The 15527-nt window shown below is 42.5% G+C and carries 16 protein-coding genes; 13 read left to right on the top strand and 3 right to left on the bottom strand.

What is annotated here, in order from left to right:
- Positions 1–434 precede the first annotated feature (434 nt).
- From GT508_RS10885 to GT508_RS10875, 3 genes are read right to left on the bottom strand one after another with little or no spacing between them, the layout of a single operon-like run.
- Entirely contained in the window at positions 435–947 is a 513-nt protein-coding gene (locus tag GT508_RS10885) for a DUF4364 family protein (RefSeq protein WP_028088307.1), read from the bottom strand.
- A 2-nt stretch (positions 948–949) separates the two neighbouring features.
- Positions 950–1873, bottom strand: a complete 924-nt coding sequence (locus GT508_RS10880) for a TIGR01212 family radical SAM protein (RefSeq protein ID WP_161144226.1) — start codon at positions 1871–1873, stop codon at positions 950–952.
- 1 nt (position 1874) lies between these two features.
- The gene (locus GT508_RS10875) at positions 1875–3023 is read right to left on the bottom strand and encodes an NAD(P)-dependent malic enzyme (RefSeq protein WP_161144225.1); all 1149 of its coding nucleotides are present in this window, start codon (positions 3021–3023) and stop codon (positions 1875–1877) included.
- 349 nt (positions 3024–3372) lie between these two features.
- On the opposite strand from GT508_RS10875, the gene rho reads away from it, so the two are divergent.
- From rho to GT508_RS10810, 13 genes are all read left to right on the top strand, one after another.
- On the top strand, positions 3373–4713 hold the full coding sequence (rho, locus tag GT508_RS10870; RefSeq protein WP_055284042.1) for a transcription termination factor Rho: 1341 nt from the start codon (positions 3373–3375) through the stop codon (positions 4711–4713).
- A 103-nt stretch (positions 4714–4816) separates the two neighbouring features.
- Entirely contained in the window at positions 4817–5020 is a 204-nt protein-coding gene (rpmE, locus tag GT508_RS10865; protein WP_022415351.1) for a 50S ribosomal protein L31, read from the top strand.
- A gap of 102 nt (positions 5021–5122) precedes the next feature.
- The gene (locus GT508_RS10860; RefSeq protein WP_161144224.1) at positions 5123–6049 is read left to right on the top strand and encodes a DUF1385 domain-containing protein; all 927 of its coding nucleotides are present in this window, start codon (positions 5123–5125) and stop codon (positions 6047–6049) included.
- Positions 6021–6884: a peptide chain release factor N(5)-glutamine methyltransferase gene (prmC, locus tag GT508_RS10855; RefSeq protein ID WP_161144223.1), complete on the top strand. Its 864-nt coding sequence runs from the start codon at positions 6021–6023 to the stop codon at positions 6882–6884. The genes GT508_RS10860 and prmC overlap by 29 nt, the downstream gene beginning before the upstream one ends.
- 18 nt (positions 6885–6902) lie before the next feature.
- Positions 6903–7979: a peptide chain release factor 1 gene (gene prfA, locus GT508_RS10850; RefSeq protein ID WP_006428954.1), complete on the top strand. Its 1077-nt coding sequence runs from the start codon at positions 6903–6905 to the stop codon at positions 7977–7979.
- Positions 7980–8037: 58 nt separating this feature from the next.
- Positions 8038–8946 (top strand): DUF2156 domain-containing protein, encoded by a 909-nt coding sequence (locus tag GT508_RS10845; protein ID WP_055284050.1) that lies wholly within the window; start codon positions 8038–8040, stop codon positions 8944–8946.
- Between the two features lie 38 nt (positions 8947–8984).
- Positions 8985–10172 carry a pyridoxal phosphate-dependent aminotransferase gene (locus GT508_RS10840; RefSeq protein WP_055284052.1) on the top strand — a complete coding sequence of 396 codons (1188 nt, stop codon included), beginning with the start codon at positions 8985–8987 and terminating at the stop codon, positions 10170–10172.
- 9 nt (positions 10173–10181) lie between these two features.
- Positions 10182–11237, top strand: coding sequence for a histidinol-phosphate transaminase (gene hisC / locus GT508_RS10835; RefSeq protein ID WP_161144222.1), 1056 nt, complete (start codon positions 10182–10184; stop codon positions 11235–11237).
- Positions 11238–11249: 12 nt separating this feature from the next.
- Positions 11250–11762, top strand: a complete 513-nt coding sequence (locus GT508_RS10830) for a COG2426 family protein (RefSeq protein ID WP_117598326.1) — start codon at positions 11250–11252, stop codon at positions 11760–11762.
- A 340-nt stretch (positions 11763–12102) separates the two neighbouring features.
- Complete coding sequence (locus GT508_RS10825) at positions 12103–13062, top strand: carbohydrate kinase family protein (RefSeq protein ID WP_161144221.1); 960 nt, start codon at positions 12103–12105, stop codon at positions 13060–13062.
- Between the two features lie 7 nt (positions 13063–13069).
- On the top strand, positions 13070–14410 hold the full coding sequence (locus GT508_RS10820; protein WP_161144220.1) for a MurT ligase domain-containing protein: 1341 nt from the start codon (positions 13070–13072) through the stop codon (positions 14408–14410).
- 14 nt (positions 14411–14424) lie between these two features.
- Positions 14425–15147, top strand: coding sequence for a type 1 glutamine amidotransferase (locus tag GT508_RS10815; RefSeq protein ID WP_055284089.1), 723 nt, complete (start codon positions 14425–14427; stop codon positions 15145–15147).
- Positions 15148–15244: 97 nt separating this feature from the next.
- On the top strand, positions 15245–15478 hold the full coding sequence (locus GT508_RS10810; protein WP_028088294.1) for a hypothetical protein: 234 nt from the start codon (positions 15245–15247) through the stop codon (positions 15476–15478).
- Positions 15479–15527: the final 49 nt, after the last annotated feature.

Genomic DNA, 15527 nt, shown 5'->3' with positions numbered 1-15527 from the left:
AATTACCAACGCCTCTTTCACATTCACTGGAACGCCTTTTCAAGCTTTATTCCGTGTGTATCAAATGCCTTACGAATTAATGGCAATTGCGTAACGGTTGTGGCCTCCACCGGGTTACATTTCCGGGCATTTTATTTATTAACATTCGCTGCCAGTCACGACTTGAAGGAAACAATAGATAAGGATTATTGTGAATGTGGAATGCCATTAGAAATAGTTAGAGAGTCAGAATCACCGTTAAAGGAACGAAGCGAACGTGTTTGAGGCGAACGCCGAGTTTGAGCGTAGTTCCTTTGCTTTTAGGTGGTTCTGACTCTCTTAGTGTTTCTTATGGTATGGAACCTGAACAAGAAGCCTTATCTATTGTTTCCTTCAAGGACTGAGAGGCCGCTTCCCCGTTCATAAATTAAATCCCAATTAAATCCCAATAATATTTATAAGAGCTTCGCCATCACCGACGCATAAATCTCCTGGTTACGTTTCTGCCAGTTGTTTGCAATGGTTGCGGCTTCGGATTCTGTCGGGGCTGTTACGGTAAGGTCGATGAGGGGGAGTCCCTGTTCAATGACCTGACAGCGCACCGAATATTCCATGTTGGAATTTTCAAAATAATCTGCTTTCACAGACATTTCGTTTTTTAATTCATAATGCTTTTCTTTTAAAAATTCATCAATATCATGCTGGATCGCAGGTGAAATATCGTTGGTGAAATAGTGGATTGTCTCGGCACCATCCTCCGTAAGATGGTAAAATGTACGGTGATGTGTAGACTCTTCTCGGATAAATCCCGATTCCAGAAGTTCGGATAAAGCCTGCTGTAATTTGAAGTAGGTTGTATATCCTTTATCCAGAATGAATTCAGATATCTGGGAATTGGTGAGAGGAAAATCAACTTGATTCAACATATACAAAATGATTAATTTATATAGCGTAAATGATTTGGCCATGGTTAATACTCCTTTCCCTGCCAGATGTCATGTGTTTTAAAGTACGACTGTAACTGATTCAGTACCTGTCTTTTATTACAGGTCCATAAAGGAGCGGTCAGAAGCTCCTTTGGTCCGTCTCCGGTCAGCCTGTGGATAACAATATCAGGTCTGAGGTGGTTGATGCATGCTCCGAGAAGTTCGTAATATTCCTGCGGATCTGGAACCGGAAATGGATCGGACGCATAGATTTCTGCCAGATCGGTGTCTTTTAATATGTGCAAAAGCTGCAGCTTGATTCCCTGGATATCCTGTCTGTTCAGATACTGTATGGTCTGAAGCATGTCAGGCTTTGTCTCGCCGGGAAGGCAGAGGATCGTGTGGACGATGACATCTATTCCCCGTCTGCGAAGTTCAGATACAGCGGTCTCGAATACCGGAAGATCATAGCCTCTTCGGATATAACGGGCAGTTCTTTCGTGAATAGTCTGAAGTCCCAGCTCGACCCACACAGGTTTGATCTGATTCAGACGTTCCAGAAGATCTAAGATTTCTGTGCTCAGGCAATCCGGTCTGGTTGCGATGGACAGAATCCGGATATCAGGATGCAGGATGGCTTCCATATATAACTTTTCCAGATATGCAAGAGAAGCATAAGTATTGGTGTATGCCTGGAAATAAGCGATGTAGGATGATCCGGTATATTTTTTCGCAGATTGTTTTTTACCGGATTCAATCTGCTCTGTGACAGACAGGGTATGGCTTTCGGCAAAATCACCGGAACCTCCGCGACTGCAGAAAATGCAGCCGCGGGTTCCAAGTGTTCCATCCCGGTTTGGACAGGTCATACCGCCATCGAGAGAAATCTTATAGAGCTTTTCACCATAAGTAGTTTTCAGATAATAATCGAGAGAATAATATCTTTTTTCTCCCCAGCGTACAGTCATATCAGATCAGTTCCTTTACAGCACGACTTACAACGTCGGCAACACGTGGATCAAAAGCTTCCGGAAGAATATTATTTTCATTTAATTCTTCATCCGGAACCAGACCTGCGATAGCCTTTGCAGTGGCAAGTTTCATTTCTTCCGTGATTGCAGTTGCACGTCCTTCCAGAGCACCTTTGAAGATTCCAGGGAAAGCAACTACGTTATTTACCTGGTTCGGGAAATCGGAACGTCCGGTTCCCACAACCTTTGCTCCGGCTGCTTTGGCAATATCCGGCATGATTTCTGGTACAGGGTTTGCCATAGCAAAGAGGATGGCATCTTTGTTCATAGAAGCAACCATGTCCTGGGTGACAATATTCGGAGCAGATACACCGACAAAGATGTCAGCACCTTTTAAAGCATCGGCAAGGGTACCTGTTTTCTGCTCCGGATTGGTTACTTCGACCATCTTTTGCTGCATCCAGTTGAGATTTTGAGATCCTTTTCCGAGGATTCCGCTGATGTCACACATTGTCACGTCTTTGAAACCATAGGTGAGAAGAAGCTTTGTGATAGCAACTCCGGCAGAACCGGCACCGTTTACAACAACTTTGGCAGATTCTTTGTCTTTTCCAGTTACTTTCATGGCATTGATGATACCTGCAAGGACAACGATAGCTGTTCCGTGCTGGTCATCATGAAATACCGGAATGTCAAGGAGTTCTTTCAAGCGTTCTTCAATTTCAAAACATCTGGGTGCACTGATGTCTTCCAGATTAATACCACCGAAAGCAGGAGCGATATTTACAACGGATTTGATGATTTCTTCCGTATCTTGTGTATCAAGACAGATCGGTACAGCGTTGACACCGCCGAATTCTTTGAAAAGTACTGCTTTTCCTTCCATAACCGGCATTGCAGCAAGAGCACCGATGTTACCAAGTCCGAGTACGGCACTTCCGTCGGAAACAACAGCTACAGTGTTGGATTTCATTGTATAAGTATAGGCAGCCTCCGGATCCCTGGCGATCACCTTACAAGGTTCCGCAACACCAGGAGTGTAAGCAATTGCCAGATCTTCTCTTGAGTTTACGTGGGATTTTGCACAGGTTTCAATCTTTCCGTGCCATTCTTCGTGCATTTTTAAAGCTTTTTCGCTATTTGTCATTTTATGGATACCACCTTTTTATGAGTTTTTTTAATCATATCATTCATAGAAGAGCAAGTCAATATACGCAGAAAGCATGAAAAGTGAAACAATTTATTGTGAGAGGGTGCTGTTTGTGAAAAGATGTGCCGGGATGTGCAGTGGATTACTGTGCAGTGGATTACAAAAAAGTCCTTTAAAAATGTAGAGATATATAGTATAATAATGTCATGTTTCAACTAATATCGTCATTTCTGACGTAATTTTCCAGATAACCTGCAAATTAAGAAATGCTGAATCAATGAATGATGAAGTTATGAACGGGAAACCAGATAGAGAATGAAGATATATTTTGAGGTGAAAGGGCTATATGATGAAAGAAAAGTATGAATCTCTTCCGTTGGCGACATTAAAAGACCTGGCAAAGGCAAGAGGATTAAAAGGAATTTCCACCATGAAAAAAGCTGAACTGATCGAGCGCATGCTGGAGGAAGACGAGAAAGTAAAGAATAACGCAAAAGAAACAGTAAAAGAATTATCTGCCAATACCGGAGATAAAGAAGTTCATGACATAGACAAGCTGGACAGTGGTATTACAGTGCGGGGGATTCTTGAAGTTATGCAGGATGGATATGGATTTATTCGTAGTGCGAACTATCTGCCGGGAGATAATGATGTCTATGTATCCCCATCGCAGATCCGTAGATTTAATCTTAAAACAGGAGATATTCTGGAAGGAAATACCAGAATCAAGACGCAGCAGGAAAAGTTCAGTGCACTTTTATATCTGTCAAAGGTAAATAACATTGATCCGATGAAGATCATGCACAGAAAGAATTTTGAAGATATGACGCCGGTCTTTCCGAATGAAAGACTGAGCCTGGAGTGCGGGAAGACAAGTACGGCCATGCGTATTATGGATCTGATGTCTCCAATCGGAAAAGGACAGAGAGGTATGATCGTATCGCCTCCGAAGGCCGGTAAGACAACTTTGTTAAAGCAGGTGGCTTTATCCGTGCAGAAGAATAATCCGGAAGTACATCTCCTGATTCTGCTGATCGATGAACGTCCGGAAGAAGTAACAGATATCCGCGAGTCTATTGAAGGGGAAAATGTAGAAGTTATTTATTCAACATTTGACGAACTTCCGGAACATCACAAGCGTGTATCTGAGATGGTGATCGAGCGTGCAAAACGTCTGGTAGAACACAAGAAAGACGTGATGATCCTGATCGACAGTATTACAAGACTTGCAAGAGCATATAATCTGACTGTTCCACCATCAGGAAGAACCTTGTCCGGTGGTCTCGATCCGGCTGCACTTCATATGCCGAAGCGATTTTTTGGTGCGGCAAGAAATATGAGAGAAGGCGGAAGCCTTACAATTCTTGCAACAGCACTGGTAGATACCGGAAGTAAGATGGACGATGTGGTATACGAAGAGTTCAAGGGTACCGGTAATATGGAACTGGTACTGGATCGCAAGCTTTCGGAAAAAAGAATGTTCCCGGCAATCGATATTCTGAAATCAGGAACAAGAAGAGAAGACCTGCTGCTTTCAAAAGAAGAACAGGAAGCGGTAGAAAGTATGAGAAAAGGTCTGAATGGACTGCGTCAGGAAGAGGCGGTAGATAACATTCTGAATATGTTCTCAAGAACAAAGAATAATGAAGAATTAATACAAATGGTAAAAAAGACAAAATTTATCTAGACAAATATTGATTCTTGTGCTACAATGAACAAGCTGTGTAAATGAAAAGAAATTTACGGCACATTTATGTGCGTGTCAAGAAAATAAAGAAGAGGTGAAAATCATGAAAGAAGGAATACATCCAAATTATTATCAGGCAACTGTAACTTGTAACTGTGGTAATACATTCGTGACAGGATCTACAAGCGAAGAAATCCACGTAGAAATCTGTTCTAAATGTCATCCATTCTATACAGGACAGCAGAAAGCAACTCAGGCTCGTGGCCGTGTTGATAAGTTCAATAAGAAATACGGAATGGACAAATAAGATTACAGGTATTGGGTTGAGGTTTTTGAATCTCAGCCCTTTTTTCTTATAATTTTAATTATATAGAACTTGTAATGATACAGAATATATGAAGGAGAGTATATGAAATCATCGAATATTGGCGGGCAGGCGGTGCTGGAAGGTATCATGATGAAGAATCGGGACCGTTATGCCGTAGCTGTCAGGAAGCCGGACGGGGAGATCTTTGTCCAGATAGAGGAATTTCATAGTGTTACCGGCAGATATAAGAAACTGACGACAATTCCGTTTGTCAGAGGAGTGTTCAATTTTATTGATTCTATGGTACTGGGAATTAAGACACTGACATTTTCAGCATCATTCTATGAAGAAGAGGAAGAGAAAAATTTTTCCGAAGCTGAACAAAAGAAAAAAGAAAAACAGGAAAGTCTTTTGATGGCGGGGACGGTTGCATTTTCTATTGTGGCTGCAGTGGCGATCTTTATGGTCCTGCCATATTTCCTGTCATCATTGATGAAACCGGTTGTTCCGTCTTATCATTTGCGGACAGTGATCGAAGGCTTTGTAAGAATCGGAATCTTTATTATCTATATTTTACTGATCTCGAGGATGGAAGATATCCAGAGAACATTTATGTATCACGGTGCGGAGCACAAGTGTATCAATTGCATTGAACACGGACTTCCGCTCACGGTGGAAAACGTAAGGAACAGTTCCCGGCAGCACAAACGCTGTGGTACAAGCTTCCTGTTTTTCGTGCTTGCGATTAGTATTATTCTGCTGCTCCTGATCCGGGTAGAGTCACCGCTTATGAGAGTGGTTGTACGTATCGTGCTGCTTCCGGTGATCGCAGGTGTTTCCTATGAGGTGTTGAAGCTTGCGGGAAACAGTGACAATCCAGTTGTTAATCTGCTGAGTAAACCTGGAATGGCAATCCAGAAGATGACGACCAGTGAACCGGATGACGGGATGATAGAAGTTGCGATACAGGCAGTAGAAGCAGTATTTGACTGGAGGGCTTATGAACGGGACAATTTTCACACTTCGTAATCTATACAGGGACGGAACCATCTGTTTGGAAAAAGCTGGGATAGCGGATGCAAAGTTAGATGCATGGTACCTGTTGGAATACGAGACAAAGATCAGCAGAGCCATGTTTCTTGCTGATCCGGATAAAGAGGTAGAGAAGGATAAAGCAGAGCACTATCGGAAAGATATTGAGACAAGAGCACAGAGAATCCCGCTTCAGCATATTACCGGTGAACAGGAATTCATGGGGCTGGATTTCAAGGTGAATGAGCATGTGCTGATTCCGAGACAAGATACAGAGACACTGGTAGAAGAGGCGCTGAAGAAGATCCGGCCGGGGATGCAGATCCTGGATATGTGTACAGGATCAGGCTGTATTCTGGAGAGCATTCTGAAATTTGCGGAAAGGAAAGGAATCTGCGTGTCCGGAACCGGATGTGATATATCAGAGGAAGCATTGAAAGTTGCGAAGGAAAATGACAGCAGACTTCAGACCGGAGCGGTTTTTATACAGGGAGATCTGTTCGAGAACATCGCAGAAACATATGACATGATCGTATCAAATCCACCGTATATCAGAACGGAGGAAATCAGCAGTCTGGAAGATGAAGTAAAGCTTCATGATCCATGGATTGCACTGGATGGGAAAACGGACGGATTATACTTTTACCGTCTGATTGTGAAAGAAAGTGTAAAACATATAAAAAAAGGTGGATATCTTCTGTTTGAGACCGGTTTTGATCAGGGAAAGGATGTATCGGCTCTCCTGGAAGAACAGGGATATGAAGAAATCCAGGTAAAAAAGGATTTGGCGGGACTTGACCGCGTTGTTATGGGAAGGTACAATAAAGAGTAATGTTAAGGAGGAAATACCATGTTTGATAAATTAGAAGATCTGCGCATCCGTCTGGATGAGATATTAAATGAACTTCAGGAACCGGATGTGGCAAATGACCAGAACCGCTTCCGCAAACTTATGAAAGAGCAGAACGACCTGACTCCGATTGTAGAGGCGTATAATGAATACAAAGAATGCAAACAGGCAATCGAGGACAGCCTCGAGATGTTAGAGGAAGAGTCTGATGAAGAGATGCGTGAACTTGCAAAAGAAGAATTGAATGATAACAAAAAGCGTGTGGAGGAACTGGAACAGGAATTGAAAATCCTTCTTCTTCCGAAAGATCCGAACGATGAAAAGAATGTTATCGTTGAGATCCGTGCCGGTGCGGGCGGAGACGAGGCGGCACTCTTTGCAGCTGAAATCTACCGTATGTATATGCACTATGCAGAAAGTCAGAGATGGAAAGTCGAACTGGTAGAGTGTGAAGAGATTGGTATCGGCGGAATGAAAAATGTAACATTTATGATCGACGGAAAGGGTGCGTACTCAAAGATGAAATACGAATCCGGAGTTCATCGTGTACAGCGTGTACCGGAGACAGAATCCGGCGGACGTATTCACACTTCTACTATTACTGTAGCAGTTATGCCGGAGGCAGAAGACGTAGATATCCAGATTGATGAAAAAGATATCCGTATCGATGTAATGCGTGCATCCGGTAACGGTGGACAGTGTGTCAATACGACAGATTCAGCTGTACGACTGACTCACTATCCTACAGGAATCGTGATCTACAGTCAGACAGAGAAATCACAGCTGCAGAACAAGGATAAAGCATTTGCTCTCTTGCGTGCGAAGCTGTACGATCTGGAATGCCAGAAACGTCATGATGCCGAAGCAGAGGCAAGAAAGAGTCAGATCGGTACCGGAGACAGATCCGAGAAGATCCGTACTTATAACTTCCCACAGGGACGTGTGACAGATCACCGTATCGGACTTACATTATACAAACTGGATAAGATCATGAATGGAGACATCCAGGAGATCATTGATGCCTGCATCGCAGCCGATCAGGCTGCAAAGCTTGCAAATATGAATGAGGAAATGTAAGAATCTGGAATATGACTATCAGAAAATAGCTGAAACTAAAAGAAGGTAAATATAAAGGATGGAAGCAATACAGTTTAAGCGTGCAGAATTAGAAGATCAGGAGATTATTGCGCATTACTTTGAACATCATACCAGCAGAAGCTGTGAGAGAACATTTGCCAATGTTTATCTTTGGTCCAGACAATATCCGGTGAAGTGGGCAATTGTACAGAATGCACTGGTATTCAAAAGTGAAGATGAGAATCACGTATCTTTTGCGTATCCGGCAGGAGCGCCGGAAGATGTAAAAAATGCACTGGAAGAGATGATGGAGTATTCTAAAGAAAAAGGCAGACCGTTCCTGATGTACAATGTGACACCGGAATATTTCGAACAGCTGAATGAATGGTATCCGGAAAGATTTCAGATTGAGTATGACAGAGACTCTGCAGATTATGTATATGAATCAGAAAAGTTAGCGACGCTTTCAGGGAAAAAACTCCATGGGAAACGTAACCATATTAATAAGTTCAAAAGTTTGTATGACGGACGCTGGTCATATGAAAGTATGACCAGAGAAAATCTGGAAGACTGCTTTCAGATGGCATTAAAATGGCGGAAAGAGAATGAATGTGAAGACGACGATGAAAAAAGGGGTGAGATGTGTGTGGCATTGAATTCCCTTCGTCTGTTCGAAGAGCTTCATCTGACCGGAGGAGTTTTACGGATTGACGGAGAAGTTGTAGCATTTACGATTGGAGAACCTATCTGTGAGGATACGTATGTAGTGCATATTGAAAAGGCATATGCAGATGTACAGGGTGCATATACAATGATCAACCAGCAGTTTGTAGAACATGAATGTATGAACTACAAATATGTGAACAGGGAAGATGATACCGGAGCGGAAGGACTCAGAAAAGCAAAACTTTCATACCGTCCTGTCTTTATGGTGGAAAAGGGCGATGTGACAGAAAAAGATGTTTGAAAGACAAAAAAGACTTGCAGTGAGAAAGGAGCAATAAAATGATAGCGGATAAGATGAAAAATATGGTGGCCAACAGTTCGGCTATCCGTGCAATGTTTGAGGAAGGTAACCGTCTGGCAGGGATTTATGGAGCTGAGAATGTGTTTGATTTCAGTCTTGGTAATCCGAATGTGCCGGCACCGGAGGCTGTAAAGAATGCGATCATCGAGATTGTAAATGACACAGATCCGGTTGCACTTCACGGATATACCAACAGCAACTGCGGATATGCGGAAGTAAGAGCAGCAGTAGCAAAATCTCTGAATGAACGTTTTGATACGCACTTTGAGGGAAAGAATATTGTTATGACAGTTGGTGCTGCAGGAGGTCTGAATGTTATCCTGAAAGCGATCATCAATCCGGGAGATGAAGTAATTGCATTTGCACCATATTTTGGAGAATATCGTTCTTATACAAATAATTACGATGGTGTGCTGGTCGAAATTTCACCGAATACTGTAGATTTTCAGCCGAAACTGGATGAATTCGAGCAGAAGATCACGCCTAAGACAAAAGCAGTCATCGTTAACAATCCGAATAATCCTACAGGTGTGGTGTACTCCGAAGAGACGATTAAGAAGCTTGCTGCCATCATGGAGGCAAAACAGAAAGAATTCGGAACGGATATTGTCCTGATCTCAGATGAACCATATCGTGAACTTGCTTATGACGGAGTAGAAGTTCCTTATCTCACAAAATATTATGATAATACAGTTGTAGGATATTCTTACAGTAAATCGCTGTCTCTTCCGGGAGAACGTATCGGCTACCTGGTGATTCCGGATGAGATGAAAGACAGTGAAGAAGTACTTTCCGCAGCAAATGTGGCGACACGTATCCTTGGATTTGTTAATGCACCGACACTGCAGCAGAAAGTAGTAGAAAAATGTCTGAATGAAAAGACAGACCTTTCTTTCTATGACCGCAACAGAGAAGACCTTTACAACGGCCTGAAAGAATGTGGATTCGAGTGTATCAAACCACAGGGTGCATTCTATCTCTTTGTAAAATCACCGGTTCCGAATGAGAAGGAGTTCTGTGAAGCCGCTAAGAAATATAATATTCTGATCGTACCGGGAAGCTCCTTTGCGTGTCCTGGATATGTAAGACTTGCATACTGTGTATCTCACGAGACGATCATCAATTCACTTCCAAAATTCAAAGAACTGGCGAAAGAATATTTCTAGGAGAGCAGCATGAAAGCATTTGAAAAGAACATTCGAAAAGTAGAACCTTATGTGCCAGGCGAACAGCCGCAGCGCAAAGTAATCAAGTTAAATACCAATGAGAACCCATACGCGCCGGCACCGGGCGTGACAAAAGCGCTGGAGGAGATGGATACAGACCGCCTGCGTCTGTATCCGGATCCGACGGCAGCACCGCTTGTGAATGCACTGGCTGATTTTTATCATGTAAATCCGGATCAGGTATTTGTAGGAGTTGGATCGGATGATGTATTATCCATGTGTTTCCTGACATTTTTTAACTCGGAGAAACCAGTCTTTTTCCCGGATATTACCTATTCTTTCTATAAGGTATGGGCGGATCTGTACCGCATTCCGTATGAATGCCAGAAGTTAGATGAGAACTTCAAGATCGTAAAAGAAGATTACTACAAGGAAAATGGTGGTGTGATCTTCCCGAATCCGAATGCACCGACAGGGCTTTATGAAGATCTGGCTGACGTAGAAGATATTATCGCACATAATCAGGATGTGATCGTAATTGTAGATGAGGCATATGTTGATTTTGCTGGACGTTCTGCGCTGGAACTGATTGACAAATATGAGAATCTGATCATTGTACAGACATTTTCAAAAGCAAGATCAATGGCAGGAATGCGTATCGGTTATGCAATCAGTAATCCGACTCTGATCAAATACCTGAATGATGCAAAATATTCTTTCAACTCTTATACTATGAACCAGACATCACTGGTATGCGGTGTGGAAGCGGTAAAGGATCAGGCATATTTTGAAGCGTGTGTGAATAAGATTATCGAGACACGTGAATGGGCAAAAGAAGAATTAAAGAATCTTGGATTCCGCTGCCTGAATTCCAAATCGAACTTTATCTTTGCCATGCATCCGGATTATGATGCAAAAGAATTATTTGAAGCACTGAAAGAGAATGATATCTATGTGCGCTTCTGGGGCAGTGAGAGAATCGAACAGTATATGCGTATCACTGTAGGAACCAGAGAAGAGATGGAAGCAATGTTTGCGTTCCTGAAAAAATATATGAATAAATAAGAGGAGTTTCTTATGACCAATACATTAATACATGGAATTATTGATGCGTTAAGCGGAAGTGTAAGTAAAGAGGTAATTGTATTTCTGATTTCCATGATTCCGATCCTGGAACTTCGTGGTGCACTTCTGGTTGCGGGACCGATCCTCGGGGTCAAGGTGTCAACAGCGATTCCACTGTGCATTATCGGAAATATTATTCCGGTTCCATTTATTCTGCTTCTGATCACACCGGTATTTAACTGGATGAAGGGAACGAAGACATTCAAGCCGCTCGTGGATAAACTGGAGAACAGAGCCATGAGCCGGAAGGATCAGATTGAGAAATATGAGTTCTGGGGGCTGGTACTTTTTGTAGGAATTCCGCTTCCGGGAACAGGAGCATGGACAGGTTCTCTGATCGCAGCACTTCTGGGAATGAAGTTTAAGAAAGCGTTCCCGGCAGTGATCGTTGGAATCTGTATGGCAACTGTAATTATGTGGTTTATATCGTATGTGCTTCTTGGCGGGGTACATCTGTTAGGATAAAAGAAGAAAGTCACATAAAAAGTTTTGGCGGAAACTTTTTATGTGACTTTCTTACAAAACGCTATCAAGAGAGGGTTCGTGGGAGGGGAGTACCATCCAAACACGAACATTTGTGAAATCGTTGTTTCACAATATAAAATAATACGTCAGGTTGTTGTATTATTTGTTATTATTTTATCAATCATTATCAAATTCGTAAATAGGCAAAAATGACAAAAAAATAACAAAGACTTATGCGAAAATTAGTGATAATGCACTTTCAATACGGACAGGTTTTAAAATGACAAATTATATGGTAAAATAAATAATAATATAAAGATTAAGATAAGGAGTAGTGTATATGGAAAAGAAGTATGACGTGACAGCACTCGGAGAGCTATTGATCGATTTTGCGGTAAACGGGGAAAGTGAGCAGGGAAATCAGTTATTTGAAGCATGTCCGGGTGGAGCACCATGTAATGTACTTGCAATGCTGAATAAACTGGGAAGAAAAACAGCCTTTATCGGAAAAGTAGGTGATGATCAGTTTGGTAAATTATTGAAGGATACGATTACGAATACAGGAATAGAAGCAAAGGGACTTGTAATGGATCAGGATATCCACACAACACTTGCTTTTGTACATACTTTCCCGGATGGAGACAGAGAATTTTCATTCTATCGTAAGCCGGGAGCAGATATGATGCTTGGTGAAAATGAGGTTGATTATGATCTGATCCGTCAGTCTAAAGTATTCCATTTCGGAACACTTTCGATGACAGATGAGCCGGTAAAGAGTGCTACAAAGAAAGCTCTGGAAGTAGCAAAAGAAGCAGGATGTCTGATTACATTTGATCCGAACTTACGTCCACCGCTCTGGGATTCTCTGGATGATGCGAAGGCACAGATGGAATATGGATTTGAACGCTGCGACGTATTAAAGATATCTGATAATGAGATTCAGTTTGTATCCGGTATGGAAGACTATGACGATGGAATTCATTATCTTCAGGAAAAATATCAGATTCCATTGATTTTCCTTACAATGGGAAAAGAGGGAAGCCGTGCTTACTATAAAGATTTACGTGTAGAGCAACCGGGATTCAAAGTGAAAGCAATTGAGACAACGGGAGCAGGAGATACATTCTGTGGCTGCGCGATCAATGGTGTGCTGACATACGGTCTGGATGGACTGGACGAAGAAAAATTAAAAGAGATCCTGACATATGCCAATGCCGGTGCAGCACTGATCACAATGAAAAAGGGTGCGATCCGTTCTATGCCGGAACCTGAAAATATTAAGGAACTGATCGGGGAATAACAAAATTATGAGATTACGCAGAATGCTGGCCGTGTGGGCAGCAAAGATAAGTGAAAAAGCAAGTGTACACATCTTTCACCGCCAGGGAGTGACCTGGGCGGGAAAGATTGCGTTAAAAATTGATCCGTCAATCCTGCGAGAACTGGCGGGACAGGTGAGAAAAGATATTTTTATCGTATGTGGTACGAATGGGAAAACGACCACGAATAACATGCTCTGTGCAGCGATTGAAAAGGAAGGATATAAAGTCATCTGTAATCATACGGGATCGAATATGTTAAATGGTGTGGTAGCAGCTTTCGTACTTGGTGCCGGGATCGGAGGAAATCTGGATGCGGATTATGCCTGTATCGAGATCGATGAAGCATCGACAAGAAGAGTGTTCCCGCATTTTAAGCCGGATTATATGGTGCTGACGAATCTGTTCCGGGATCAGCTTGACCGCTATGGAGAGATTGATATTACCATGAATATCCTGAAAGAGGTGATGCAAAGCGCACCGGAGATGAAAGTGATCGTTAACGGAGATGATGCATTGTCTGCCTATCTGGCGCAGGAAAGCGGCAATCCATATGTTACTTATGGAATCAGTGAGCAGGTTGTGGATGATAAAGATTCGCATGAGATCAGAGAAGGACGGTTTTGCAAAAAATGCGGGGCCCCACTGAAATATAATTTTTATCACTACAGCCAGCTCGGTGATTATGCATGTACGGGCTGTGATTTTAAGAGACCGGAGATTGATTACGATGCGGCTGATGTAGCGGTCAGTGACCATCTGGCATTTACGGTGGACGGAAAACGTCTGGAAGCAAATTATAAAGGTTTCTACAATGTATATAATATTCTGGCAGCTTATGCGGCTGGAAAGACAGGCGGACTTGGCTTGGAACATTTCCAGGACATGCTTGCAGAATTTAATCCGGAGAATGGCCGCATGGAACAATTTGATGTACAGGGCACAAAGATCGTGCTGAATCTTGCAAAGAATCCGGCGGGATTTAATCAGAATATTTCTGCGGTAATGCAGGATGAATCCATGAAAGATGTAATCATTGTGATCAATGACAATGCACAGGACGGAACGGATATTTCATGGCTCTGGGATGTGGATTTTGACAGATTCAAGGGAGCGAATATCAATTCCATTACAGTAAGCGGTATCCGCTGTCAGGATATGAGATTACGTATGAAATACGTAGATATTACGTCCATGCTGGAAGCAGATGTGGAGAAGGCAATCCGTGAAAGAGTAGAAAATGGATGTGGTAACCTGTATGTACTGGTGAACTATACAGCTCTGTTCAGTACCCGGAATGTATTGAAAAAGATGGAAGGAGAAGGATAATGGAGACTAAGGATATGAAACTTACAATCGGTCATCTGTATCCGGATCTTTTGAATCTGTACGGAGACAGAGGGAATATTGCATGTCTGATGAAACGCTGTATCTGGCGGGGAATAGAAGCAGAGACAATAGAATTCAACACCGGAGATCAGATCGATTTTTCAAAGCTGGATATCGTTTTGCTGGGAGGCGGTTCCGACAGGGAACAGGCAATCGTGTGTAAAAGTCTTTTGGAGATCCAAAGTGAATTCAAAGATTATGTAGAAGACGGCGGTGTGGTCATTGCAGTGTGCGGCGGTTATCAGCTTCTTGGGAAGTACTATAAAACAGATGCCGGAATGATAGAGGGTCTGAATCTGGTGGATATCTATACGGAGCAGGAAGAAGGACGTCTGATCGATAATATCGTTCTGGACAGTGAACTTGTAGACATGCCGGTAGTAGGATTTGAAAACCATGGCGGAAGAACTTATCTGAATGGAAATAAACCGTTCGGAAAGGTTCTGTACGGAGCCGGAAATGATGGTAAAAGCGGTTATGAAGGTGTTGTGTATAAGAATGTGATCGGAACCTATCTGCATGGTCCGCTGCTTCCGAAGAATCCACAGGTCAGTGATTATCTGATCAGAAAAGCGCTGGAAAGAAAGTATGGTGGAGAAGTGATTCTTACTCCACTGGATGACAGTCAGGAAAAAGAAGCAAATGATTATATTTATCACCGCTTTGTAAAGGAATAAGAACTGTCCGGCAAAAATCGTCAGTTTTTCAAAGGGAAGCTGACGATTTTTGCTTTTTGCGGTATTGTGTGGATAAAAAGAAAAGGAGACAGTAAAAATGCGTGTGGAACGTTTTAAAATGGAAAGAGAAGGTCTGGTGACAGAAGGACAGGAAGTAGAGATCAGTGAACGAAGTGCCGTTACCGGCCAATATACATATCTGGTCGAACCATCCATCGCTATGTCAGGAATCTACCGTACCAGACAGCGGATCAGAGCAAGAAAAGGAAAGATCAAGAAGATTGAACAGACGGACAGAGGATTTTATCTGCTTGTGGAGATTGACGAGTAAAGGGAAGAAGAAACAAAAGACCTGTCGTTGACACAGAAGAAAAAAGCAC

The sequence above is a fragment of the Dorea sp. BIOML-A1 genome (genome assembly GCF_009875615.1).
In the GTDB taxonomy this organism is placed as follows: domain Bacteria; phylum Bacillota; class Clostridia; order Lachnospirales; family Lachnospiraceae; genus Dorea_A; species Dorea_A amylophila.
This window is presented reverse-complemented; position numbering and strand designations above follow the sequence as displayed.

Coding starts and splice junctions, on each gene's coding strand:
- GT508_RS10820 (WP_161144220.1), top strand. CDS start 13,070: ATGAGATTACGCAGAATGCTGGCCGTGTGGGCAGCAAAGATAAGTGAA.
- GT508_RS10880 (WP_161144226.1), bottom strand. CDS start 1,873: ATGACTGTACGCTGGGGAGAAAAAAGATATTATTCTCTCGATTATTAT.
- GT508_RS10860 (WP_161144224.1), top strand. CDS start 5,123: ATGAAATCATCGAATATTGGCGGGCAGGCGGTGCTGGAAGGTATCATG.
- rpmE (WP_022415351.1), top strand. CDS start 4,817: ATGAAAGAAGGAATACATCCAAATTATTATCAGGCAACTGTAACTTGT.
- GT508_RS10875 (WP_161144225.1), bottom strand. CDS start 3,023: ATGACAAATAGCGAAAAAGCTTTAAAAATGCACGAAGAATGGCACGGA.
- GT508_RS10830 (WP_117598326.1), top strand. CDS start 11,250: ATGACCAATACATTAATACATGGAATTATTGATGCGTTAAGCGGAAGT.
- rho (WP_055284042.1), top strand. CDS start 3,373: ATGATGAAAGAAAAGTATGAATCTCTTCCGTTGGCGACATTAAAAGAC.
- GT508_RS10810 (WP_028088294.1), top strand. CDS start 15,245: ATGCGTGTGGAACGTTTTAAAATGGAAAGAGAAGGTCTGGTGACAGAA.
- GT508_RS10885 (WP_028088307.1), bottom strand. CDS start 947: ATGGCCAAATCATTTACGCTATATAAATTAATCATTTTGTATATGTTG.
- hisC (WP_161144222.1), top strand. CDS start 10,182: ATGAAAGCATTTGAAAAGAACATTCGAAAAGTAGAACCTTATGTGCCA.
- GT508_RS10840 (WP_055284052.1), top strand. CDS start 8,985: ATGATAGCGGATAAGATGAAAAATATGGTGGCCAACAGTTCGGCTATC.
- prfA (WP_006428954.1), top strand. CDS start 6,903: ATGTTTGATAAATTAGAAGATCTGCGCATCCGTCTGGATGAGATATTA.
- prmC (WP_161144223.1), top strand. CDS start 6,021: ATGAACGGGACAATTTTCACACTTCGTAATCTATACAGGGACGGAACC.
- GT508_RS10845 (WP_055284050.1), top strand. CDS start 8,038: ATGGAAGCAATACAGTTTAAGCGTGCAGAATTAGAAGATCAGGAGATT.
- GT508_RS10815 (WP_055284089.1), top strand. CDS start 14,425: ATGAAACTTACAATCGGTCATCTGTATCCGGATCTTTTGAATCTGTAC.
- GT508_RS10825 (WP_161144221.1), top strand. CDS start 12,103: ATGGAAAAGAAGTATGACGTGACAGCACTCGGAGAGCTATTGATCGAT.